Below are 23,087 nucleotides of genomic sequence, written 5' to 3'. Positions count from 1 at the left end.
GTGCGAAGCGGGGGTCCGGGGGCGGCAGCCCCAGGTACGGGACGGGTAGGGGCGGAAGGGGCGAAAGAAGGTTCTGGTCGCAGGCCCGTACCGGGTGCCCGGGAAGGGGCCGAGGCACCGGGCAGGGGGACGCGGGACGCGTCGGGCAGAATCGGGGGTATGACGACCCCCGATCACCGGTCACCCACGCCGGACGCCTCGCGACCCGAGTCGAAGGACCGGATCTACCGGTCACCCGCCGGCATGGCGGGCGGCGTCCTGCTGCTGGCCCTCGTGGGCTGGCTCGGCATCGACGCGCTGGTGTCGGGGAACGACCGCACCCCGTGGTTGGCGCTCGCCGGAATGATCCTGACGGTCCCGCTGGTGGGCGCCTTCACCCTGCGCCCCGCGGTCTACGCGAACGACGAGCGGCTGCGCGTCCGCAACCCGTGGCGTGTCATCGTGCTGCCCTGGGCCACGGTCGCGTCCCTGAAGTCGGGATACTCGAACGAGGTCGTCGACACCTCCGGCGCCAAGTACCAGCTGTGGGCGGTGCCCGTCTCGCTGCGCGGCCGCAAGAAGGTGGCAAGGCAGCAGGTGCGGTCCGCCGCGTCGGGCGGCCGCGGCCGTACACACACCGCCGTGCCGGATCCCACCCCCGCGCAGACCGACCAGATCATGGGTGATCTGCGCGAACTGGCCGAGGCCAGGCGTGCCGCGGAGGGCTCGCAGGGTGAGGTGAGCGTGCGGTGGGCGTACGAGGTGATCGGACCCGTGGCCGCGGGAGCGGTGCTGCTCGTGGTGCTGCTGGCGACGGGCTGACCTGCCCGGGACCACACCGACGGCTTGGGCGCCGGGCCCACCCGTCCGGGGGGCCCGCGGTGACTCCCGTCGTCAGATGCCGGCCGCGGCCGACAGGTCCCGCTTGACGGCGGCCAGCAACTCGGTCGCCTTCGCCCGCGCCGCGCCGAGCCTCTCGTGCGAGGAGACCGGCACCACGACCTCCAGATAGCACTTCAGTTTCGGCTCGGTCCCGCTGGGCCGGACGATGACGCGCGCGCCCTCCAGGGTGTAGCGCAGCCCGTCCGTGGGCGGCAGGGTGTCCGTGCCCTTCGTCAGGTCCTCGGCCCTGGTGATCGCCAGGCCCGCGAGCCGCGTGGGCGGCTGCTCGCGCAGGCGCCGCATGGCGTTCGCGATGACTGAGAGGTCCTCGACGCGGACCGCGAGCTGGTCGGTGGCGTGCAGGCCGTACTCGACGGCGATGTCGTCGAGAAGGTCGAGGAGGGTGCGACTGCGGGACTTGAGTTCGGAGGCGAGTTCTGTGATCAACAGAGCCGCCGTGATGCCGTCCTTGTCGCGTACGCCGTCGGGGTCGACGCAGTAGCCGAGCGCCTCCTCGTACCCGTACCGGAGGCCCTCGACGCGGGCGATCCACTTGAAGCCGGTGAGGGTCTCCTCGTAGGGCAGCCCCGCCTTCTCGGCGATCCGTCCGAGGAGCGAGGAGGAGACGATCGACTCGGCGAACGTGCCCCGGGCGCCGCGCTTCACCAGGTGCTGGGCGAGCAGCGCGCCCACCTCGTCACCGCGCAGCATCCGCCAGCCGGCACCGTCCTTGACGGCCACGGCGCAGCGGTCCGCGTCCGGGTCGTTCGCGATGATCAGGTCCGGCTCGGTCTCGCGGGCCTTCGCGAAGGCGAGGTCCATCGCGCCTGGCTCTTCCGGGTTCGGGAACGCGACCGTCGGGAAGTCCGGGTCCGGTTCCGCCTGTTCGGCGACGAGGACGGGCTCCGGGAAGCCGGCCCGCGCGAACGCCGCGAGGAGGGTGTCCTTGCCGACACCGTGCATCGCGGTGTAGACGGTGCGGGCGGTGCGCGGGGAGCCGGCGGCGAGTACGGCGTCCGTACGGGCCAGATAGGCCTCCAGGACGCCGTCGTCGAGGATCTCCCAGCCGCTGTCCGGGCGGGGGACGTCCGCGAGCGCCTGGACCGCGTCGATCTCCGCGGCGATCTCGGCGTCGGCCGGCGGGACGATCTGCGAACCGTCGCCCAGGTACACCTTGTAGCCGTTGTCGCGGGGCGGGTTGTGACTGGCGGTGACCTCCACGCCCGCCGCCGCGCCGAGGTGCCTTATGGCGTACGCGAGGACGGGGGTGGGGAGCGGGTACGGGAGTACGGCGGCGCGCAGGCCCGCGCCTGTCATGACCGCGGCCGTGTCCTGGGCGAAGTCGGCGGACTTGTGGCGGGCGTCGTAGCCGATGACGACCAGGCCGTCTGTCTCGCCCTTGCTCTTGAGGTACGCGGCGAGGCCGGCGGCCGCGCGGATGACCACGGCGCGGTTCATTCGCATCGGGCCTGCGCCGAGTTCGCCGCGCAGGCCTGCGGTGCCGAACTGGAGAGTGCCGCTGAAGCGTGCGGTGAGCTCCGCCGTGTCCCCGGCGTCGATGAGCTTCGCGAGCTCCTCACGGGTCTCCGCGTCCGGGTCCTCGGCCAGCCACGCCTGGGCCCGCGCGATGAGTTCGTCCTGCACGTCGGATGCGCCTCTCTGTCTTCGTTCGTACGTTGCTGTGTACCCGGTTTCTTCGCCCCCTCCGCCCCTGCCCGTCCCTTGTCCCTGGGGGCTGCCGCCCCCAGACCCCCGCTTCGGCCTGGACGGCCTCGTCCTCAAACGCCGGACGGGCTAAAACTCTCTGGCGTCGGCCGGGGAAAAGGTCAGCCCCTGCGGCGTTTGAGGAGCGGGGATCCAGGGGGCAGCGCCCTCTGGCGGGGTCTGGGGCGGAGCCCCAGGAACAAGGGACGGGCAGGGGCGGCGGGGGCGGAAAAACTACAGCCGGTCCAGCACCTGGGTGAGCAGCGCCCCCATCCGGGTCGCCGAGTCGCGACCCGCCTGGAGAACCTCCTCGTGGTTCAACGGCTCGCCCGTCATACCGGCGGCGAGGTTGGTGACGAGGGAGATGCCGAGCACCTCGGCGCCGGCCTCACGGGCGGCGATGGCCTCCAGCGTCGTCGACATGCCCACCAGATCGGCTCCGATCACCCGAGCCATCCGAATCTCCGCAGGCGTCTCGTAGTGCGGCCCGGGGAACTGGGCGTACACGCCCTCCTCCAGGCTCGCGTCGATCTCCTTGCACAGCGCCCGCAACCGGGGCGAGTACAGATCGGTGAGGTCGACGAAGTTCGCGCCGATGATCGGCGAGGTCGCCGTCAGGTTGATGTGGTCGCTGATCAGCACCGGCTGCCCGGGGCGCATGCCCTCGCGCAGCCCGCCGCAGCCGTTGGTGAGCACGATGGTCTTGCAGCCGGCGGCGACGGCGGTACGGACACCGTGCGCGACGGCGGCGACACCAAGGCCCTCGTAGTAGTGGGTGCGGCCCAGGAAGACCAGGGTCCTCTTGTCGCCGATCTTGTACGAGCGGACCTTGCCGCCGTGGCCCTCGACCGCCGGCGGGGGGAACCCGGGCAGTTCGGTGACCGGGAACTCGGCCTCGGGTGTGCCGAGCGCGTCCACGGCCGGCGCCCAGCCGGAGCCCATCACGAGAGCGACGTCGTGGGTCTCGGCGCCCGTGAGCTCACGCAGGCGCGTGGCGGCGGCGTCGGCGGCGGCGTGGGGGTCGCCCTGGATGTCGTCCGGAAGAAGAGATGCGTTCACGCGCATGAGGGTAGCTGGTCCGGGCCTACGCGCGTAGATGACAGAGCTCACGGTCTTGCGATCGTTGTCTTGTCGTTTCCGACAAGCGCCGCAGGGGTGTTTCCCTTGAAAGGTCGGGCAAAGGTGTAGATATGGGTGCCCGCAACGGCCTCAGCAAGGCCGTTTGCGCAGCTCCATCACGTAGTCATGAGGTGCCCCGGCCGATTCGGCGGCGTCGGCGAGCTCTCCCAGGTAGCGCGCGGAGGGGAGTCCCCCCTCGTAGCCGTTGAGTACGTACACCCACGCGGCTTCCTCGCCCTCCAGCGTGTGCACCCGTACCCGCATCCGGCGGTAGATGTCGAGCCCCACGCCCTCCCACCGGTCCATGGAGTCCTCGTCCAGGGACGCGATGTCGTACAGCGTCACGAAGACCTGGGACCGCGGTGCCTCGACGATCGTCGCCAGCGCGCCTTCCCAGCCCATGTGCTCGCCCCCGAACGTCAGCCGCCAGTCGTTCAGCCAGCCGGTGGCGCGCAGCGGCGAGTGCGGGGCGCGGCGCGTCATGAGCCGCGGGTCGAGATTGCCGGCGTATGCGGCGTAGAGCGACATGAGGTCGAGAGTACGGCAGCAATCACCTGGGTCTCTCGCGTAACAGCCGGGGCCTCCCGCGTAACAGAAGGAGCTCGAATGACGCAGAGCACGGGCCCCGTGGCGGAAGCACCTTGGGGCGTGCGGGACAATGGAGTACGTGACTCGGATCGTGATCATTGGTGGCGGACCCGGCGGATACGAGGCGGCCCTCGTGGCCGCCCAGCTCGGCGCGGAGGTGACCGTCGTCGACTGCGACGGTCTGGGCGGGGCGTCGGTGCTCACCGACTGCGTCCCGTCCAAGACCCTCATCGCGACGGCCGAGGTGATGACCACCTTCGACTCGTCGTACGAGGAGCTCGGCATCATCGTCGCCGACGACACTCCACCCATCGACGCGCCCGCGCGGGTGGTCGGCGTCGACCTCGGCAAGGTCAACCGCCGGGTGAAGCGCCTGGCGCTCGCGCAGTCGCACGACATCACGGCCTCCGTGACGCGGGCCGGCGCCCGTGTCCTGCGCGGTCGCGGACGCCTTGAGGGCATGCAGGCCCTGGACGGCTCCCGCAAGGTGATCGTGCGCTCCGCGGACGGCACCGAGGAGACCCTCACCGCCGACGCCGTGCTGATCGCGACCGGCGGGCACCCGCGCGAGCTGCCCGATGCGCAGCCCGACGGCGAGCGGATTCTGAACTGGACCCAGGTGTACGACCTCGACGAGCTCCCGGACGAGCTCATCGTGGTCGGCTCCGGTGTCACCGGCGCCGAGTTCGCCGGCGCCTACCAGGCACTCGGCTCCCGCGTCACGCTCGTATCCAGCCGAGACCGCGTGCTGCCCGGCGAGGACCCGGACGCCGCCGCCGTCCTGGAGGACGTCTTCCGGCGCCGTGGCATGAACGTCATGGCGCGCTCCCGCGCCGAGTCCGCCAAGCGGGTCGGCGACCGGGTCGAGGTCAGCCTCTCCGACGGCCGGGTCATCAGCGGCTCGCACTGCCTGATGGCCGTCGGCGCCATCCCGAACAGCAGCGGGATGGGCCTGGAGGAGGCCGGCGTCAAGGTCAGGGACTCCGGGCACATCTGGACCGACAAGGTCTCCCGGACCTCCGCTCCCGGGGTGTACGCCGCCGGTGACGTGACCGGCGTCTTCGCCCTCGCGTCCGTCGCCGCCATGCAGGGCCGTATCGCCATGTACCACTTCCTCGGCGACGCGGTGGCCCCGCTGAACCTGAAGACCGTCTCCTCGAACGTCTTCACCGACCCGGAGATCGCCACCGTCGGCTACTCGCAGGCCGACGTCGACGGGGGCAAGATCGACGCCCGCGTCGTCAAGCTGCCGCTGCTGCGCAACCCGCGCGCCAAGATGCAGGGCATCCGGGACGGCTTCGTCAAGATCTTCTGCCGTCCGGGCACCGGGATCGTGGTGGGCGGCGTGGTCGTCTCCCCCCATGCCTCGGAGCTGATCCACCCCATCTCGATCGCGGTCGACAACAACCTGACGGTCGAACAGATCGCGAACGCGTTCACCGTCTATCCGTCACTGTCGGGCTCGATCGCCGAAGTGGCACGGCAGTTGCACACGAGGAAGACCGAGGGCGGCAGCTGAGGCGTACGGCGACTCTGCGCTGGTCACGGGGAGTTGTCGCCCATTCGTACGGCATAGGCGGCGCGAGTAGGCGCGTATACCACTTGGCGCCCTGCCATGCGAACAACTTCTGTTATTCGGCGCAAACTGCTGAAAGCAGACGGTCGTTGGGGTTACTGTCAGTTTCGTGTTCGCTGCAGAACGTCGCCAATTGATCCTCGAAATGGTGCGAGCGAACGGGGCCGTGTCGCTCCGTGAGCTCGCCCGCGTCGTCCAGACCTCCGAAGTGACCGTACGGCGGGACGTGCGCGCACTGGAGGCAGAAGGACTCCTCGACCGCCGGCATGGCGGTGCGGTATTGCCGGGCGGGTTCACGCGAGAATCCGGCTTTCCGCAGAAATCACATCTCGCGACCGCCGAGAAGACGGCCATCGCCGATCTCGCCGCAGGTCTTGTCGAAGAGGGCGAGGCCATCGTGGTGGGCGCGGGGACCACCACGCAGGAGCTGGCTCGCCGGCTCGCGCGGGTACCCGGACTGACCGTCGTCACCAACTCCCTCCTGGTGGCCCAGGCGTTGGCCCACGCCAACCGGGTGGAAGTCGTGATGACCGGCGGCACCCTGCGCGGTTCCAACTACGCCCTGGTCGGCTCAGGGGCCGAGCAGTCCCTCCAGGGGCTGCGGGTCTCCCGGGCCTTCCTCTCCGGAAGCGGACTGACCGCCGAGCGCGGCCTGTCCACGTCCAACATGCTGTCGGCCTCGGTCGACCGGGCGCTCGTCCAGGCCGCCGCGGAGGTCGTCGTCCTCGCCGACCACACCAAGCTCGGTACGGACACGATGTTCCAGACGGTCCCGACCGATCTGATCACCCGCCTGGTCACGGACGAGCCACCGGCGCATGACGACCGCGCCCTCACCGAACTGCAGGCCCTGGCCGACCAGGGCGTACAGATCGCGGTCGCCGGATCGTCCGCGGGCGGCGGCGCGGGAGGCGATCCCGTCCCGACGGGGCGCCCGCCACGCCGGGACATGCCGCTCCCGGGACCGCGCCGCGGCCAAGTCCCGGGCACGGCACCCCAGTTGCGCTCGGCCACGGTCCTGGGCGAGCAGCCCCCCGGGGAGCGAGCGAGGGTGGCGGACCTGCGCCGCCGCTGACCGTCCCCGGCAGAGCGTGACCGGAGTGCCGAGCCGGAGACGGCGGAGGGGGACGGGGAAAGCCGAAGCGCCCGGCGGACTGACTTCTCCAGTCCGACAGGCGCTCCGGGATGTCGTACGACCGTCTCGTACGGGTGGGCCCTGAGGGCCGTCAGTCCTTGATCTCGCAGATCGCCGCACCCGAGGTGAGCGAGGCGCCGACCTCGGCGGTCAGGCCCTTGATGGTGCCGGAACGGTGGGCGTTGAGGGGCTGTTCCATCTTCATTGCTTCGAGCACGACGACGAGGTCGCCCTCCTTGACCTCCTGGCCCTCCTCGACGGCCACCTTGACGATGGTGCCCTGCATGGGGGAGGCGAGGGTGTCGCCGGAGGCCACCGGGCCGGACTTCTTGGCCGCCCGGCGCTTGGGCTTGGCGCCTGCCGCCAGACCCGTGCGGGCCAGGGACATACCGAGCGAGTAGGGCAGCGAGACTTCCAGGCGTTTGCCGCCGACCTCGACGACGATCGTCTCGCGGTCCGTCTCGTCGTCCGCCTCGGTGTCGGCGGGGGTGGCGAAGGCGGGGATCTCGTTGACGAACTCGGTCTCGATCCAGCGGGTGTGGATCGTGAACGGCTCGGTGGAGCCGGTCAGTTCGGGGGCGAACGCCGGGTCCTTGACGACCGCGCGGTGGAAGGGGATGGCGGTGGCCATGCCCTCGACGGTGAACTCGCCCAGGGCGCGGGCGGCGCGCTGGAGCGCCTGCTCGCGGGTGGCGCCGGTGACGATCAACTTGGCCAGCAGGGAGTCCCAGGCGGGGCCGATGACGCTACCGGCCTCGACGCCTGCGTCCAGGCGGACGCCCGGGCCCGACGGCGGGTCGAACACGGTCACCGTGCCGGGGGCGGGGAGGAAACCCCGTCCCGGGTCCTCGCCGTTGATGCGGAACTCGAAGGAGTGGCCGCGCAGTTCGGGGTCGCCGTAGCCCAGCTCCTCGCCGTCGGCGATGCGGAACATCTCCCGCACCAGGTCGATGCCGGCGACCTCCTCGGTGACCGGGTGCTCGACCTGGAGGCGGGTGTTGACCTCCAGGAAGGAGATCGTGCCGTCCGTGCCGACGAGGAACTCGACCGTGCCCGCGCCGACATAGCCGGCCTCTTTGAGGATCGCCTTGGAGGAGGTGTACAGCTCCTCGACCTGGGCGTCGGAGAGGAAGGGCGCCGGGGCCTCCTCGACCAGCTTCTGGTGGCGCCGCTGGAGCGAGCAGTCACGCGTCGACACGACGACCACGTTGCCGTGCGAGTCGGCCAGGCACTGCGTCTCCACATGCCGCGGCTTGTCGAGGTAACGCTCCACGAAGCACTCGCCGCGTCCGAAGGCGGCGACCGCCTCACGTACGGCGGAGTCGTACAGCTCGGGGACCTCCTCCAGCGTGCGGGCGACCTTCAGGCCGCGCCCGCCACCACCGAAGGCGGCCTTGATCGCGATGGGCAGGCCGTGCTGCTCGGCGAACGCGACGACCTCGTCGGAGCCGGACACCGGGTCGGGGGTGCCGGCCACCAGCGGGGCGCCGGCGCGCTGGGCGATGTGCCGGGCGGCGACCTTGTCACCGAGATCGCGGATCGCCTGCGGCGGCGGGCCGATCCACACCAGGCCGGCGTCCAGCACGGCCTGCGCGAAGTCCGCGTTCTCGGAAAGGAAGCCGTAACCGGGATGGATGGCGTCCGCCCCCGAATCCTTGGCGGCCTGGAGCACCTTGGCGACGTCCAGATAGCTGGTGGCCGGGGTGTCACCGCCCAATGCGAACGCCTCGTCCGCCGCACGGACATGCGAAGCGTCCCGGTCCGGATCTGCGTAGACGGCAACGCTCGCGATGCCGGCATCCCGGCACGCCCGGGCCACGCGGACAGCGATTTCGCCACGGTTGGCGATGAGCACCTTGCGCACGATGGCTCCCTCCTGGAAACAAGCCGAGTTTAGGGACAGCCGACACGAGCTTTCGACCCGTCCCCAATGGTGAGCTTGCCCACACGGAGCGTGATTCGAGGCGCGCTCGACCGGCGAAATCCCTTGTCGCGCCACGGCACACGGGATCCCTTCCCTGAACCCTAGCCCTCCTCCGTGGTCAAGGTCTCTGTGCGTCAGTGCTGCGTGCCACAGGGTTTCTTTGTGGAGTCCCTACGAATGGCCCAATGATTCTTTGCCCTCGGCAGAACCCTTGTCCCGGGGTTTACCCGTTAGTAGCGTTCAGGATGTACTCGAACTTACTAGGGGTAACAGCACACGGAAGCGGGTGGGACCGGTGGTGCGCAGACCGGTGGCGTGGGTGGCGGCGATCGTGCTCTTCCTGGAGGCGATCGGCATCGCGCTGCTGAACTGGTTGCTCGGCACGGTCGTCGACAACCAGGACATGTCTGTGGCCGGGCTCGACCCGGACATGATGTCCCTCTCGTCCAAGGTCGGCGGCCTGGTCTTCGGCCTCTACTTCGCGCTGTGCGGCCTCACCGCCCTGCTCGTCGCCGTCCGCGACCGCGCCCCGGGCCTCTTCGGACGCATCCTGCTCATCAGCGCCGCGGTGGTGCACGGCCTGCTGGGCGCGCTCACGGTGGGTCTGGTGGGCTGGAGCGCGTTCGCCTTCCTGATGGTGGGGCTCGCGCTGATCGTGTTCACGCTCCTGGCGTTCGATCGTCAGGAAGGCCCCTCGGACGCCGTGCCCGAGAGGGGCGGGAACGGCGACAACGGCGGCCCCGCGGTCCCCGCGGCCCCCTCGGCCTCCTGATCACTTCTCCCGTGGCGTCCACAACTGGGTGATGCCGACGCCCAGTTCGGCCAGCAGGCGGCGCACCAGCGGCAGTGAGATACCGATCACGTTGCCGTGGTCGCCGTCGATGCCGTTGATGAAGGGTGCCGAGCGGCCGTCGAGGGTGAACGCCCCTGCCACGTAGAGGGGTTCACCCGAGGCGACGTACGCGGCGATCTCGGCGTCGCTCGGGTCGCCGAAGTGGACCACGGTGGACGCGGTCGCCGAGACGTAGCGCTTGGCCGCCGTGTCGTAGACGCAGTGGCCGGTCTGGAGGGTCCCGGCGCGGCCGCGCATCGACTTCCAGCGGGCGGTGGCCTCCTCGGCGTCGGCGGGCTTGCCGTACGCCTGGCCGTCCAGGTCGAGAACCGAGTCGCAGCCGATCACCAAGGCGCCCTGCACCTCGGGCTTCGCCGCCACGACGGAGGCCTTCGCCTCGGCCAGCGCGAGGGCGAGTTCGGCGGGTGTCGGTGCGCTGACGGCTTCCTCGTCGACCCCGCTGACGATCACCTCGGGGTCGAGTCCGGCCAGTCGCAGCAGGTTGAGCCGGGCGGGGGACTGTGAGGCGAGCACGAGGCGGCGACGCGGCTGATCGGTCATGTGATCAGGGTATCGGCGCGCCTCACCTGATGCCGAGCACCACCATCGCGAGCACCATGGCCAACGCCATCAGAACCCCCAGGCGTCGCAACATGTCCTGAGTGTCGCGGAGTTCCTTGGGTGGTTCGTTCTTCTCGGGGTCGGACCACAGCATGTCCTCGATCGTGCGACGGCGGAGGGCCGGGCGCCTGAGTACGCGTACTCAACTTGTGCGCGACTCATGTAAACGGGTCTGAGGTTTCTTTAGTGTGCCCTCGCCTGTTACGGTCATGGGGATCTCTAAAGGAACCACGGTCCCGTTTAATGGAGGCAGCTGCCGTGTTCACCCCCGCCTGGACCGCATCGCCCCAGCTCCCCGCCGAGGGCTTCACCCCCAACTGGTCGCAGGAGGGCTTCTGGCGTCAGTCACTGCGCCAGGCCGTCCGTCTCACCGCGGGCGGCGACCGGGTCCGTGTCCGGCTGTCCAACGCGTACGGCACCTCGCCGCTGCGGATCGCGGGCGCCACCGTGGCCCGCGCGGGCGAAGGGGCCGCCATCGAGCCCGGTTCGCTGCGTCGGCTCACCTTCGACGGGGCCGCCTCGGCCGAGATCCCGGCGCGCGGCCACGCGGTCAGTGACCCGGCCGAACTCACCCTGGAGCCACGGGAATCGGTGACCGTCACCCTCCACCTCGACGCCGTCACCGGCCCCGCGACCTTCCACGCACAGGCCTTCGCGACCAGTCACCGGGCCCCTGGGGACCGTCTGGAGGACGTGCGGGGCGAGGCCTTCGACGCGTCCTCGGAGTCCTGGTACTTCCTGTCGGCCGTCGAGGTCGACACCGGCCGCCGGGACGCCGTGGCGCTCTTCGGGGACTCCATCACGGACGGCTTCGGCTCGACCCCGGGCGCGAACCGCCGCTGGTCCGACGCGCTCGCCGAACGCACCGGACGGCCCGTCCTCAACGCGGGCATCGGCGGGAACCTGCTGCTCAACGACTCGGCCTGGTACGGCGAGAAGGGCGTCCACCGGCTCGGCCGCGACGTCCTCGACCACCAGGGCGTGGACACCCTCGTCGTGCTCCAGGGGCTCAACGACATCGGCTTCAGCGAGACCGACGAACAGCCCACGTACAAACCCGCACCGATCGTCGAGGCCGACGAACTCATCGACGGATACCGGGAGTTGATACGACAGGCGCGCGCGAGGGGTCTACGGGTGATCGGCTCCACCCTGCTCCCCTTCGGCGGCTCCGACCACTGGGGCGAGCATGCGGCGAAAGTGAGCCGCGAGGTCAACGAGTGGATCCGGGGCGCGGGCGAGTGGGACGCGGCGGTGGACCTGAACCGCGTACTGGCCGATCCGGGCGACCCGGACCGGCTGCACCCGGCGTACGACTTCGGCGACCACCTGCACCCCAACGACAAGGGATACCTGGTGATGGCCGAAGCCCTCGCGGAACTGCTCCAGCCGAACCGTTTCGGCACCGTTTCGGCGGGACCGCTCTAACCGGGCCAGTACGTGCGGCCCCACGCCGTCGGGCCCGGCGGAGGCAGCCGGCGCGTGGCGATACGGGCCGGGTCGGCCCAGGCGTCACCGGCCCCGGGCGCGCCGGACGGCGCGGAAGCCGCCGCCGCGGCGCGCACCCGGACCACCGCGAGTGCGGCGGCCAGCTCCTCCGGGGTCGGATTGCCCCGTACGACCTTGATCGTCATAACCGCTCCCAGGGGGCCTAGAGGGGGATGTTGCCGTGCTTCTTCGGAGGCAGTGATTCCCGCTTCGTACGCAGCGCACGCAGGCCGCGTACGACATGGGCGCGGGTGTCGGACGGCATGATCACGCCGTCGATGTAGCCGCGCTCGGCCGCCGTGTAGGGGTTGAGGAGGGCATCCTCGTACTCCTGGATCAGGCGGGCCCGGGTCGCCTCTGCCTCGTCGGGGTCCGTGACGGCCGCGATGGTGCGCTTGTGCAGGATGTTGACCGCGCCCTGCGCGCCCATCACCGCGATCTGGGCGGTGGGCCAGGCGAGGTTGAGGTCGGCGCCCAGGTGCTTGGAGCCCATCACGTCGTACGCGCCGCCGAAGGCCTTGCGGGTGATGACCGTGATGAGCGGGACGGTCGCCTCGGCATAGGCGTAGATCAGCTTGGCGCCGCGGCGGATGATGCCGGTGTGCTCCTGGTCGACGCCGGGGAGGAAGCCGGGCACGTCCACGAACGTGATGACCGGGACGTTGAAGGCGTCGCACGTCCGGACGAACCGCGCGGCCTTCTCGCTCGCGTCGATGTCCAGGCAACCCGCGAACTGCATCGGCTGGTTGGCGACGATACCGACGGGCCGGCCCTCCACCCGTCCGAACCCGGTGAGGATGTTCGGCGCGAACAACGGCTGCGTCTCGAAGAACTCGGCGTCGTCCAGGATGTGTTCGATCACCGTGTGCATGTCGTACGGCTGGTTCGCGCTGTCCGGCACGATCACGTCCAGCTCGCGGTCCTCGTCGGTGACGGTGAGGTCCGCCTCCTCCGGGAAGACCGGGGGCTCGCTGAGGTTGTTGGACGGCAGGTACGACAGCAGTTGCTTGACGTACTCGATGGCGTCCTTCTCGTCGCCCGCCATGTGATGGGCCACGCCGGACACCGAGTTGTGGGTCCGGGCGCCGCCCAGCTCCTCGAAGCCGACGTCCTCACCCGTCACCGTCTTGATGACGTCGGGCCCGGTGATGAACATGTGCGAGGTCTGATCGACCATGATCGTGAAGTCGGTGATCGCGGGGGAGTAGACCGCGCCGCCCGCGCAGGGGCCGACGACGAGCGAGATCTGCGGAATGACCCCGGACGCGTGGGTGTTCCGGCGGAAGATCTCGCCGTACATGCCCAGCGCGCTGACACCCTCCTGGATGCGGGCGCCGCCCGAGTCGTTGATACCGATGACCGGACAGCCGGTCTTCAGCGCGAAGTCCATCACCTTCATGATCTTCTGGCCGAAGACCTCGCCGAGGGCGCCGCCGAAGACGGTGAAGTCCTGCGAGAACACCGCGACGGGACGGCCGTCGACCGTGCCGTACCCGGTGACGACACCGTCGCCGTACGGGCGGTTGTTCGCCAGGCCGAAGTCCGTGGACCGGTGCTGCGCGAACTCGTCGAACTCGACGAAGGAGGACTCGTCGAGGAGCAGCTCGATCCGCTCACGGGCCGTCAACTTGCCCTTGGCGTGCTGCTTTTCGACGGCACGGGCCGAGCCGGCGTGCGTCGCCTCCTCGATGCGGTGCTGCAGGTCCGCGATCTTGCCGGCGGTGGTGTGGATGTCGGGGTGGTGCAGCTCTTCCGGCTCGGACATCGGGATGCGGCTCCCTGCCTGCTCAGTGGGGACGTGCGGGTTACATGCTCAAGAATGCTGCTCAAGAGTGCTACTCATGGGCGCTGTGCAGGTGTACTGCCGGGCGTCCGCTCGACCGTGCTGCTCAGGGCCTTGCTACTGAGTCGTAGGGTAGTGGCGCAGATACGGTTCGGCAGTGCGGCGTTTACCACACCTAGGGTGGGTTGCATGACGCCGCGAGATGCATCAGACGCCAACGACAACCGGTGGTCCGACCTGGACCGTCCGCCGCTCAACGCGACTGCCCTGCGCAAGGCGCTGGTACGGGACGGCAGCCTCTGGTCCGGGATCGAGGTGGTCGCCCGCACCGGGTCGACCAACTCCGACCTCGTCGCCCTCGCCACCGGCGGGAAGGCCGCCGAGGGCGCGGTACTCGTCGCCGAGGAGCAGAACGCCGGGCGCGGCCGCCTGGACCGCCGGTGGACGGCACCGGCCCGCTCCGGCCTCTTCTTCTCCGTCCTGCTGAAGCCCGCCGGGGTCCCCGTCGCACGCTGGGGCTGGCTGCCGCTGCTCACCGGGGTCGCGGTGGCGACGGCACTGTCGCGGGCCGCCGGCGTCGATACGGCACTCAAGTGGCCCAACGACCTCCTGGTCACCGTGGACGGCGCGGAACGCAAGACCGGCGGCATCCTCGCCGAGCGCGCCGGGACCGACGCCGTCGTCGTCGGCATCGGCATCAACGTCACCCTGCGCGCGGACGAGCTGCCCGTGCCCGGAGCCGGTTCCCTCGTCCTCGCGGGAGCGGCGACGACCGACCGTGACACGGTGCTGCGGGCCGTCCTGCGGTCGCTCGCGGAGTGGTACGAGCGGTGGCGCGCCGTCGGCGGCGACCCTGTCGCGTCCGGGCTCCAGGAGGCGTACGCCGCCGGGTGCGCGACGCTCGGGCGCGTGGTGCGGGCCGAGCTGCCCGGCGGGCGGTCGATCAGCGGGGAGGCGGTGGCCGTGGACGGGGACGGGCGCCTGGTACTGGCCACGGGGGAGGGGGTGCAGGAGCCGGTGGGGGCGGGGGACATCGTTCATCTGCGGGCGGGGTGAGGGCGGGTTCGGCTACGCCCCGTTTCAGCCCGTCCGGCGTTTGAGGGCGAGGCCGTCCAGGCCGAAAGCGGGGGTCTGGGGGCGGCAGCCCCCAGATACGGGACGGGAAGGGGCGCGGCCCCCCGCTGTCCCGCGGGCGGGGTGTTGGGGGGGGCCGCCCCCCCGGCCGCTCGGGGGGGGCGGGGGCGGCCCCCCCCCCCGATACGGGACGGGAAGGGGCGGAGGGGGCGAAAAACCCCACCCCCAGTCCCACGCGGCGCACCCGTCAGGAGTGAGCCAGCCCACACCTGCCGTAGAGTTGAGCGCGGTCGATACCTGACCGTGGCAGATCGGAAGGGCAGCAGGCGTGACCGTTGACGACACCGGTTCCGGTACGGGTGCAGACCCCGCCCCCGACGCCGAGCCGGGCCCTACCACCGGGTCGGTCACCCATAGGTTCCACGAGGGCCCCGCACGGACGGACGCACAGGACGACCACGACTCGGGCGAGGACCCCCTGGCGCTACGCCTGGAGCAGCTGATCCTCGGCGCCGAGCGCCGCTACACCCCCTTCCAGGCGGCCCGCAGCGCGGGCGTCTCGATGGAACTGGCCTCCCGCTTCTGGCGAGCCATGGGCTTCGCCGACATCGGCCAGGCCAAGGCGCTCACGGAAGCCGACGTCCTCGCCCTGCGCCGCCTCGCGGGCCTCGTCGAGGCGGGCCTGCTGAGCGAGGCGATGGCGGTCCAGGTGGCCCGTTCCACCGGCCAGACCACCGCCCGCCTCGCCGAATGGCAGATCGACTCCTTCCTGGAGGGCCTGACCGAGCCCCCGGAACCGGGGATGACGCGCACCGAGGTGACGTACCCCCTGATCGAGCTGCTCCTGCCCGAGCTGGAGGAGTTCATCGTCTACGTCTGGCGCCGCCAACTCGCGGCCGCGACAGGCCGGGTCGTACAGGCGGCGGACGACGAGGAGATGGTCGACCGCCGCCTCGCCGTCGGTTTCGCGGACCTCGTCGGCTTCACCCGGCTGACCCGCCGCATGGAGGAGGAGGAACTCGGCGAACTGGTCGAGGCCTTCGAGACCACGGCCGCCGACCTGGTGGCCGCGCACGGCGGCCGGCTCATCAAGACGCTGGGCGACGAGGTCCTGTACGCGGCCGACGACGCCGGGGTCGCCGCCGAGATCGCGCTGCGCCTCATCGAGACCATGGCGAACGACGACACCATGCCGGAACTGCGTGTCGGCATCGCCTTCGGCACGGTGACGACACGCATGGGCGACGTGTTCGGTACGACGGTCAACCTCGCGAGCCGCCTCACCTCGATAGCGCCACGGGACGCCGTCCTGGTGGACGGGGCCTTCGCGGAGGAACTCATCCGTACCGCCGACGCGCCCGCCTCCGAGGCGGAGGCCGCCGAGGCCGCGGCCGCCGCGGAGAAGGAGGGCGAGGAACCGCCCTCCTACCGCTTCGCCCTCCAGCCGATGTGGCAGCGCCCGGTGCGCGGTCTCGGCGTGGTCGAGCCCTGGCTGCTCGCCCGTCGCGACACCGAGTCCTAACGCCCGCCGAGCGGCTGCTTCAGACCGCTCACACAGAGCCCGATGATCGGTACGCACAGGCGGGGAGGCTTGGGTTTCGCGCTCGCCGTGGGTGTGGGTGTGGTCGCGCTCGGGGCGGCAGCGGCGGTGGTCGCGGCCGGTGGCTGCGGCGCCGCGGGAGCGGGAGCCTGACCGGTGGGAATGCCGGTCGCGTCCGGCGTACCGCCCACGGGGGCGCCGACAGGTGTCGACGGGCCCGTCACCAGCCGTGTCGGCGTCGGTGCCGGGGTGGGCGCGAGGCTCACTCCCGGCGTCGGCAGCACGGTCTCCCCGCCCATCACGGCCGGCGTCGTGGCGGCCACCGGATGTGCCGAGGGCACGGCCTCCACGGTCGCGACGGCATTGCCGGCCGTGTCGGTGACCGTGCCCGTCGTCGGCTCAGCGTCCGGGGCCCCCATGCCCCAGATCACCGACTCCGGCGCCAGTCGTACGAGGCTCAACGCCCCCGCCGCCAGGGCCAGTCCCCCCACGGCAACGAACACCCGCCGCGGGCGCGGCCTGCGATGCCGCCCACGGGTCGTCTCCCGATTCGTCATGCTCCTACCTCCCCAAGGTGCCCGCGCTCCCCGATGCGCTGCGGCGGTGCGCACGTTATGCGCCGGGTGAGGGCGGGGGCCGGGAGTTCGGGCGGTGTCACTCGAACGGGTGGGCGGCGGGCGAGGAGGCGGGTTCCCGTGGGCAGCGGCTGCTGCGATGATCGGAGGGTCGGTTGTTAACCCGCGTTAACCGGAGGGCGTCATGGCGGAGCTGGAGCAAGGGGACGAGCGGCGGTTCGGGGAGTTCGTCGTCGTGCGGCGGCACGGGTACGTCGCGGAACTCGTCCTCGACCGGCCGAAGGCCATGAACGCGGTGTCCACGGCCATGGCCCGCTCCCTCGCCGGTGCCTGCGAGGCGCTCGCCGCCGACCCGGACGTACGGGTGGCCGTGCTGACCTCGCCCCATGAGCGCGCCTTCTGTGTGGGCGCCGACCTGAAGGAACGGAACTCCTTCACCGACGCCGAGCTGGTGCGTCAGCGGCCGGTCGCGCGGGCTGCGTACACCGGGGTCCTTGAGCTGCCGATGCCGGCCGTTGCCGCCGTGCACGGGTTCGCGCTGGGCGGCGGGTTCGAGCTGGCGCTGTCCTGCGATCTGATCGTGGCCGACCGTACGGCGGTCGTCGGGCTGCCCGAGGTGTCGGTCGGGGTGATTCCCGGCGGGGGCGGTACGCAGCTGCTGCCGCGCCGGGTCGGTTCCGCTCGCGCGGCCGAGCTGATCTTCTCGGCGCGGCGGGTGGAGGCTGTTGAGGCGCGGGAGTTGGGGCTTGTCGATGTGCTGGTCGACGCCGGCCGGGATCGCGAGGAGGCCCTCGCGCTGGCGTCCCGCATCGCGGGGAACTCTCCGGTCGGGTTGCGTGCGGCCAAGCGTGCGCTGCGTGTCGGCCACGGTCTCGATCTCCGGGCCGGGCTCGAGGTCGAGGACGCCGCCTGGTGGTCCGTCGCGTTCTCGGGGGACCGGGCGGAGGGTGTGGCGGCGTTCAACGAGAAGCGCACGCCGGAGTGGCCGGGGGTGTAGTTTTTCGCCCCCTCCGCCCCTGCCCGTCCCGTACTTCCGGGGCTACGCCCCGTGTCGGCCCGTCCGGCGTTCGAGGCTGAGGCCGTTCAGACCGACAGCGGGGGTCTGGGGGCGGCAGCCCCCAGGAACAAGGGACGGGTAGGGGCGGAGGGGGCGAAAAAACCTCCGCGGGGCCACCCCCTCTCAGAACCCCTGTTCGCCGCATCAATGTCCCCAAATGATGTGATTTTACCTAGCCTGGAGTGATGGGTGAGGACAGACGGCTGAGGGCCGTGGTGGAGCTGGCGCAGGGGATGGCGGCGGCGCACACCCCGAGCGAGTCCTGGCGGGCGGCGGCCGTCGGGGTCTGTCACGCACTCTCGGGGAGCTTCGCGGCGCTCTCGGTGTGGGAGCGGGAGCTCGGTCGGCTGCGGGTCCTGGTGAACGTGGGGGAGCGGGTGGAGGGCGAGGAGGAGTTCCCGGACGAGGAGGCCTACCCGGTGCACCAGTTCCCGGAGATCACCGAGTTCCTGCACGAGCGATGGGCCGGCGGTGGCGAGCCCGACGCCTGGGTCGAGACCGCGGAGGGCCCGGCCGGGGGCCACGCCGGTTACTGCCATCAGCGCGTCGCCGCCCTGCGCCGCCGAGGCCGCGGCTGCTGCGTCGTCGCCCCGATCGTGCTGCACGGCCGCGCCTGGGGCGAGCTCTATGTGGCCCGCCCGGCGGGAGCCCCGGTCTTCGACCGGGCCGACGCCGACTTCGCGACCGTACTGGCCTCGGTCGTCGCGGCCGGGATCGCGCAGACCGAGCGGCTGGAGGAGGCCAGGCGGCTGGCGTTCACGGACGCCCTCACCGGTCTCGCCAACCGCCGCGCCGTCGACGTACGGCTCGACGAGGCCATCGACCGTCACAAGGAGGACGAGTCGGTCGTGGTCAGCCTCGTCGTCTGTGATCTCAACGGGCTCAAGCGGGTCAACGACACCCGCGGGCACGCGGTCGGCGACCGGCTCCTCGAACGGTTCGGGTCCGTGCTCTCCCTGTGCGGCGCGATGCTCCCGGGCACCCTCACGGCCCGGCTCGGCGGTGACGAGTTCTGCCTGCTCGCGGTAGGCCCGGCCGCCGACGAGGTCGTCCGCGTCGCCGACGAACTCTGCCGCCGCGCCGCCGAGTTGGAGCTCGGCGAGGGCGTGGCCTGCGGGGTCGCCTCGACCCAGGACCCGATCGGGCCGGTGCGCTCGGCCCGGCGACTGTTCCGGCTGGCCGACGCCGCCCAGTACCGCGCGAAGGCCGTACGGGCGGCGAAACCCGTGGTCGCCGGGCGCGAAGGCCCCGACGACCCGGTCGTACGCCTCGCCGACGCCCCGTCGAAGGAAGGGGCGGGGGAGCGGCGCCGCTTCCGGGGTCGCCCTTGAGCGGGCAGCTCTGGACGCCCCCAGTGACGTACGTCCAAGTAAGGGGCCAACCCGACACCCACTAGTGACATCATAGAATTCACTGCGTACGCTCCTGAATATGGATATGCACACTGTGGTGGTGGGGACGTCCGGGGTGACCGCGTCCGACGTTCTCGCCGTGGCGCGCGCCGGCGCCCGGATCGAGCTCTCCGGCGAGGCGGTGGCGGCCCTCGCCGCGGCCCGCAAGATCGTCGACGCGCTGGCCGCCAGGCCGGAGCCCGTCTACGGCGTCTCCACCGGGTTCGGCGCCCTCGCGAGCCGGCACATCAGCCCGGAACTCCGCGCCCAGCTGCAGCGCAACATCGTCCGCTCGCACGCCGCCGGGATGGGTCCGCGCGTCGAGCGCGAGGTCGTCAGGGCGCTGATGTTCCTGCGGCTCAAGACCCTCTGCTCGGGGCACACGGGCGTGCGGCCCGAGGTCGCGCAGACCATGGCCGACATCCTGAACGCCGGTATCACCCCGGTCGTCCACGAGTACGGCTCGCTCGGCTGCTCCGGCGACCTGGCCCCGCTGTCCCACTGCGCCCTGACCCTCATGGGCGAGGGCGACGCGGAGGGTCCTGACGGTGTCGTACGGCCCGCGGGCGAACTGCTCGCCGAGGCCGGCATCACCGCCGTCGAACTGCGCGAGAAGGAAGGCCTCGCCCTCCTGAACGGCACCGACGGCATGCTCGGCATGCTGGTCATGGCCCTCGCCGACCTGGAGACCCTCTACAAGTCGGCCGACGTGACGGCCGCCCTGTCGCTGGAAGCCCTGCTCGGTACCGACAAGGTCCTCGCCCCCGAACTGCACGCCATCCGCCCGCACCCCGGGCAGAGCGCCGCGGCCGCCAACATGCTGGCCGTACTGAAGGGTTCGGAGCTCACCGGGCACCACCAGGACGGCGCCCCGCGCGTCCAGGACGCCTACTCCGTGCGCTGCGCCCCACAGGTCGCCGGCGCCGGACGCGACACCCTCGCCCACGCCCGCACGGTCGCCGAGCGCGAGCTGGCCTCCGCCGTCGACAACCCTGTCGTACTCCCCGACGGCCGGGTGGAGTCGAACGGCAACTTCCATGGCGCCCCGGTCGCCTACGTCCTCGACTTCCTCGCCATCGCCGCCGCCGACCTCGGCTCCATCGCCGAGCGGCGCACCGACCGGCTGCTCGACAAGAACCGCTCGCACGGACTGCCGCCGTTCCTCGCGGACGACGCCGGCGTCGACTCGGGCCTGATGATCGCCCAGTACACGCAGGCCGCCCTGGTGAGCGAGATGAAGCGGCTCGCCGTACCGGCGTCCGCGGACTCCATCCCGTCCTCCGCGATGCAGGAGGACCACGTGTCGATGGGCTGGTCCGCCGCGCGCAAGCTGCGCACCGCCGTCGACAACCTCACCCGCATCGTCGCCATCGAGCTGTACGCCGCCACGCGCGCCATCGAGCTCCGCGAGGGCCTTGTTCCGGCCCCCGCCTCGCAGGCGGTCATCGACGCCGTCCGCGCGGCCGGCGTCCAGGGCCCCGGTCCCGACCGCTTCCTCGCACCGGACCTGGCGGCGGCGGACGCGTTCGTGCGCGCCGGACAGGTGGTCGCGGCCGTGGAGCCGGTGACGGGTCCGCTGGCCTGACGGATCGGAGTCCTGCGTGGCGAGGGCCGCCGTCGGCTGTACGGTGGTCCTCGTCACGTCCGGGCCCTTCGGGGACCGGAGGCGATCACAGGTGTGCTACTGTCACATTGATACGTTTTTGGTACCCATTTACTTTGTGCGCCTGATCGGAATCTTCCGCAGGCGCGTTTTGTTTTACCGGCATCTCCGGCTTTTCCCGGTGCATCTCCGGATGGGGGCCCCTACCTATTCAGGAGAGAAACATGGCAACAGGCACCGTGAAGTGGTTCAACGCGGAAAAGGGCTTCGGCTTCATCGAGCAGGACGGCGGCGGCCCCGACGTCTTCGCTCACTACTCCAACATCGCCAGCTCCGGCTTCCGTGAGCTGCTGGAGGGCCAGAAGGTCTCGTTCGACGTCGCGCAGGGCCAGAAGGGCCTGCAGGCGGAGAACATCGTTCCCGCCTAAATCAGGCGAAGCGCTTTTCCAGAGCCGGGGCCCCGCACCTTCGGGTGCGGGCCCCGGCTCGCGCTGTGCGCGTGTGCTGTCCGTGTGGCCCAGGAAGGAAATCCAGATCCAGCATGACTCGATCCGAACGTCCCGTCCGTAAGAGGCCGGCGAACGCACGCGGTACCCAGCCCCAGACCGGCGCTGCCTCCGCCTCCGCGAGGAACGCGGGCCGGGGCGCCGGCAACAAGGCCGGGGCCCGCAAGGCCGCGCCGCCGCCGCAGGAGTTCTCGCTGCCCGAGAGCATCACGCCCGCACTGCCCGCCGTCGAGTCCTTCGACGCGCTGGACATGCCGGCCGCGCTGACCAAGACCCTGACGGCCCAGGGTGTCACCGAGCCCTTCCCGATCCAGGGCGCCACCCTGCCCAACGCCCTCGCCGGGCGCGACGTGCTCGGCCGTGGCCGCACCGGCTCCGGCAAGACGCTCGCCTTCGGCCTCGCCCTGCTGGCGCGCACCGCGGGCCGCCGGGCCGAGAGCAAGGCGCCGCTCGCGCTGGTGCTCGTCCCCACCCGTGAGCTCGCGCAGCAGGTCAACGACGCGCTGACGCCGTACGCGACCGCGGTGAACCTCCGTATCGTGACGGCCGTCGGCGGTATGTCGATCGGCCGCCAGTCCGGGACGCTGCGGCGCGGCGCCGAGGTGCTGGTGGCCACCCCCGGGCGGCTCAAGGACCTCATCGAGCGGGGCGACTGCACGCTCGGCCAGGTCTCCATCACCGTCCTCGACGAGGCCGACCAGATGGCCGACATGGGCTTCATGCCGCAGGTCACGGCGCTGCTCAAGCAGGTCGAGCCGGGCGGTCAGCGGCTGCTCTTCTCGGCGACGCTCGACAAGAACATCGACCGGCTGGTCAAGATGTTCCTCACCGACCCCGTCGTGCACTCCGTGGACCCGTCGGCGGGCACGGTGACCACCATGGAGCACCACGTGCTGCACGTCGCCGACGAGACCGACAAGAAGGCCGTGGCGATGCGGATCGCGGCGCGTGAGGGCCGGGTGATCCTCTTCGTGGACACCAAGCGCGGCGCCGACCGGTTCACCAAGCGGCTGCTGGCCAGCGGTGTCCGGGCGTCCGCGCTGCACGGCGGGCGCAGCCAGCCGCAGCGCAACCGCACCCTGGACCAGTTCAAGACCGGTCAGGTCACCGTGCTGGTCGCCACCAACGTGGCCGCCCGCGGTATCCACATCGACGACCTCGACCTCGTGGTCAACGTCGACCCGCCGGCCGACCACAAGGACTACCTGCACCGCGGCGGCCGTACCGCCCGTGCCGGTGAGTCCGGCAGCGTCGTCACGCTGGTGCTTCCCGAGCAGAAGCGCGAGATGACCCGTCTGATGGCCGACGCAGGCATCAACCCGCGCATCGCCCGCGTCAAGTCCGGCGACGAGGAGCTGGCCCGTATCACCGGCGCCCGCGAGCCCTCCGGGGTCCCCGTGGTCGTCGAGGTGCCCCAGGTCGCCGAGCAGCCGAAGCGGCCCAAGTCCCGTCCCCGGGTGGGCGGCGGAGCCCGTCGTCCCCAGGGCACGGGTACTCGCACACAGGGCACGGGTACCCGCACACAGAGCGGGGGTTCGGGTTCCGGTGCCGAGTCGCAGGGCCGTCAGCCCCAGCAGCGCTCCGGCGGCCGTCGCACCGAGAACGGTGGCGCCGCGGGTGCGAGCCGTGCGGGCGGCCGTGGCCGTGCCCCGCAGCGCCGCACGGAACGCGGTGGCGAGGGCGGCGGAGGCCGTCGCGCGGCGTAAGTAA

General features: G+C 71.3%; 21 protein-coding genes. 12 read left to right on the top strand and 9 right to left on the bottom strand.

Annotated elements, in window-relative coordinates; all coding sequences use genetic code 11:
- Nucleotides 1-159 precede the first annotated feature (159 nt).
- Nucleotides 160-801, top strand: a complete 642-nt coding sequence (locus ACFWP7_RS27810; RefSeq protein ID WP_384386364.1) for a PH domain-containing protein — start codon at nucleotides 160-162, stop codon at nucleotides 799-801.
- Between the two features lie 72 nt (nucleotides 802-873).
- Here ACFWP7_RS27810 and ACFWP7_RS27805 read toward each other — a convergent pair whose 3' ends face one another.
- From ACFWP7_RS27805 to ACFWP7_RS27795, 3 genes are all read right to left on the bottom strand, one after another.
- Entirely contained in the window at nucleotides 874-2,505 is a 1,632-nt protein-coding gene (locus tag ACFWP7_RS27805; RefSeq protein WP_384386362.1) for a phospho-sugar mutase, read from the bottom strand.
- A gap of 294 nt (nucleotides 2,506-2,799) precedes the next feature.
- The gene (locus tag ACFWP7_RS27800) at nucleotides 2,800-3,624 is read right to left on the bottom strand and encodes a purine-nucleoside phosphorylase (protein ID WP_384386359.1); all 825 of its coding nucleotides are present in this window, start codon (nucleotides 3,622-3,624) and stop codon (nucleotides 2,800-2,802) included.
- 150 nt (nucleotides 3,625-3,774) lie between these two features.
- Nucleotides 3,775-4,212 (bottom strand): gamma-glutamylcyclotransferase, encoded by a 438-nt coding sequence (locus ACFWP7_RS27795; RefSeq protein WP_384386356.1) that lies wholly within the window; start codon nucleotides 4,210-4,212, stop codon nucleotides 3,775-3,777.
- A gap of 130 nt (nucleotides 4,213-4,342) precedes the next feature.
- Between ACFWP7_RS27795 and ACFWP7_RS27790 the strand changes: the two genes are divergently transcribed.
- Together ACFWP7_RS27790 and ACFWP7_RS27785 are read left to right on the top strand one after the other, a co-directional pair.
- Entirely contained in the window at nucleotides 4,343-5,791 is a 1,449-nt protein-coding gene (locus tag ACFWP7_RS27790) for an NAD(P)H-quinone dehydrogenase (protein WP_384386354.1), read from the top strand.
- A 166-nt stretch (nucleotides 5,792-5,957) separates the two neighbouring features.
- The gene (locus ACFWP7_RS27785; protein ID WP_384386352.1) at nucleotides 5,958-6,923 is read left to right on the top strand and encodes a DeoR/GlpR family DNA-binding transcription regulator; all 966 of its coding nucleotides are present in this window, start codon (nucleotides 5,958-5,960) and stop codon (nucleotides 6,921-6,923) included.
- 151 nt (nucleotides 6,924-7,074) lie between these two features.
- Here the strand turns inward: ACFWP7_RS27785 and ACFWP7_RS27780 are convergent, their stop codons facing one another.
- The gene (locus ACFWP7_RS27780; RefSeq protein WP_384386349.1) at nucleotides 7,075-8,847 is read right to left on the bottom strand and encodes an acetyl/propionyl/methylcrotonyl-CoA carboxylase subunit alpha; all 1,773 of its coding nucleotides are present in this window, start codon (nucleotides 8,845-8,847) and stop codon (nucleotides 7,075-7,077) included.
- Between the two features lie 346 nt (nucleotides 8,848-9,193).
- Here ACFWP7_RS27780 and ACFWP7_RS27775 point away from each other — a divergent pair, with 346 nt between their 5' ends.
- Nucleotides 9,194-9,679, top strand: coding sequence for a hypothetical protein (locus ACFWP7_RS27775; RefSeq protein WP_384386346.1), 486 nt, complete (start codon nucleotides 9,194-9,196; stop codon nucleotides 9,677-9,679).
- Here the strand turns inward: ACFWP7_RS27775 and ACFWP7_RS27770 are convergent, their stop codons facing one another.
- Together ACFWP7_RS27770 and mmpB are read right to left on the bottom strand one after the other, a co-directional pair.
- Nucleotides 9,680-10,300, bottom strand: a complete 621-nt coding sequence (locus ACFWP7_RS27770) for a Maf family protein (protein WP_384386343.1) — start codon at nucleotides 10,298-10,300, stop codon at nucleotides 9,680-9,682. It abuts the gene before it with no gap.
- A gap of 22 nt (nucleotides 10,301-10,322) precedes the next feature.
- Complete coding sequence (gene mmpB / locus ACFWP7_RS27765) at nucleotides 10,323-10,454, bottom strand: morphogenic membrane protein MmpB (protein WP_384386340.1); 132 nt, start codon at nucleotides 10,452-10,454, stop codon at nucleotides 10,323-10,325.
- 164 nt (nucleotides 10,455-10,618) lie between these two features.
- Here mmpB and ACFWP7_RS27760 point away from each other — a divergent pair, with 164 nt between their 5' ends.
- Entirely contained in the window at nucleotides 10,619-11,788 is a 1,170-nt protein-coding gene (locus tag ACFWP7_RS27760; RefSeq protein WP_384386338.1) for an SGNH/GDSL hydrolase family protein, read from the top strand.
- Here the strand turns inward: ACFWP7_RS27760 and ACFWP7_RS27755 are convergent.
- Both ACFWP7_RS27755 and ACFWP7_RS27750 read right to left on the bottom strand, forming a co-directional pair.
- On the bottom strand, nucleotides 11,785-11,994 hold the full coding sequence (locus ACFWP7_RS27755; RefSeq protein ID WP_384386335.1) for an acyl-CoA carboxylase epsilon subunit: 210 nt from the start codon (nucleotides 11,992-11,994) through the stop codon (nucleotides 11,785-11,787). The genes ACFWP7_RS27760 and ACFWP7_RS27755 overlap by 4 nt on opposite strands.
- Nucleotides 11,995-12,011: 17 nt before the next feature.
- A complete protein-coding gene (locus ACFWP7_RS27750) occupies nucleotides 12,012-13,613 on the bottom strand; it encodes an acyl-CoA carboxylase subunit beta (RefSeq protein ID WP_384386334.1) in 1,602 nt (533 codons plus the stop codon).
- A 207-nt stretch (nucleotides 13,614-13,820) separates the two neighbouring features.
- Here ACFWP7_RS27750 and ACFWP7_RS27745 point away from each other — a divergent pair, with 207 nt between their 5' ends.
- Both ACFWP7_RS27745 and ACFWP7_RS27740 read left to right on the top strand, forming a co-directional pair.
- Nucleotides 13,821-14,687: a biotin--[acetyl-CoA-carboxylase] ligase gene (locus tag ACFWP7_RS27745; protein WP_384386330.1), complete on the top strand. Its 867-nt coding sequence runs from the start codon at nucleotides 13,821-13,823 to the stop codon at nucleotides 14,685-14,687.
- Between the two features lie 346 nt (nucleotides 14,688-15,033).
- On the top strand, nucleotides 15,034-16,227 hold the full coding sequence (locus ACFWP7_RS27740) for an adenylate/guanylate cyclase domain-containing protein (protein ID WP_384386327.1): 1,194 nt from the start codon (nucleotides 15,034-15,036) through the stop codon (nucleotides 16,225-16,227).
- On the opposite strand, the gene ACFWP7_RS27735 is transcribed toward ACFWP7_RS27740, so the two are convergent.
- Complete coding sequence (locus tag ACFWP7_RS27735) at nucleotides 16,224-16,802, bottom strand: hypothetical protein (RefSeq protein WP_384386325.1); 579 nt, start codon at nucleotides 16,800-16,802, stop codon at nucleotides 16,224-16,226. The two genes, ACFWP7_RS27740 and ACFWP7_RS27735, sit on opposite strands and share 4 nt — an antisense overlap.
- Before the next feature lie 202 nt (nucleotides 16,803-17,004).
- Here ACFWP7_RS27735 and ACFWP7_RS27730 point away from each other — a divergent pair, with 202 nt between their 5' ends.
- The 5 genes from ACFWP7_RS27730 to ACFWP7_RS27710 all read left to right on the top strand — a co-directional run bounded on the left by ACFWP7_RS27730 (nucleotide 17,005) and on the right by ACFWP7_RS27710 (nucleotide 23,083).
- On the top strand, nucleotides 17,005-17,817 hold the full coding sequence (locus ACFWP7_RS27730) for an enoyl-CoA hydratase/isomerase family protein (protein ID WP_384386322.1): 813 nt from the start codon (nucleotides 17,005-17,007) through the stop codon (nucleotides 17,815-17,817).
- A 245-nt stretch (nucleotides 17,818-18,062) separates the two neighbouring features.
- Complete coding sequence (locus tag ACFWP7_RS27725; protein ID WP_384386319.1) at nucleotides 18,063-19,208, top strand: diguanylate cyclase domain-containing protein; 1,146 nt, start codon at nucleotides 18,063-18,065, stop codon at nucleotides 19,206-19,208.
- Nucleotides 19,209-19,314: 106 nt separating this feature from the next.
- Nucleotides 19,315-20,853 (top strand): histidine ammonia-lyase, encoded by a 1,539-nt coding sequence (gene hutH / locus ACFWP7_RS27720; protein WP_384386401.1) that lies wholly within the window; start codon nucleotides 19,315-19,317, stop codon nucleotides 20,851-20,853.
- A 242-nt stretch (nucleotides 20,854-21,095) separates the two neighbouring features.
- Entirely contained in the window at nucleotides 21,096-21,299 is a 204-nt protein-coding gene (locus ACFWP7_RS27715; RefSeq protein WP_266455269.1) for a cold-shock protein, read from the top strand.
- A gap of 113 nt (nucleotides 21,300-21,412) precedes the next feature.
- Nucleotides 21,413-23,083 carry a DEAD/DEAH box helicase gene (locus ACFWP7_RS27710; protein ID WP_384386316.1) on the top strand — a complete coding sequence of 557 codons (1,671 nt, stop codon included), beginning with the start codon at nucleotides 21,413-21,415 and terminating at the stop codon, nucleotides 23,081-23,083.
- Nucleotides 23,084-23,087 lie beyond the last annotated feature (4 nt).

Source organism: Streptomyces sp. NPDC058470, assembly GCF_042721055.1.
GTDB lineage: Bacteria > Actinomycetota > Actinomycetes > Streptomycetales > Streptomycetaceae > Streptomyces.
Note: the sequence above shows the minus strand (reverse complement) of the source record. Positions and strands in the feature narration are given on the sequence as shown.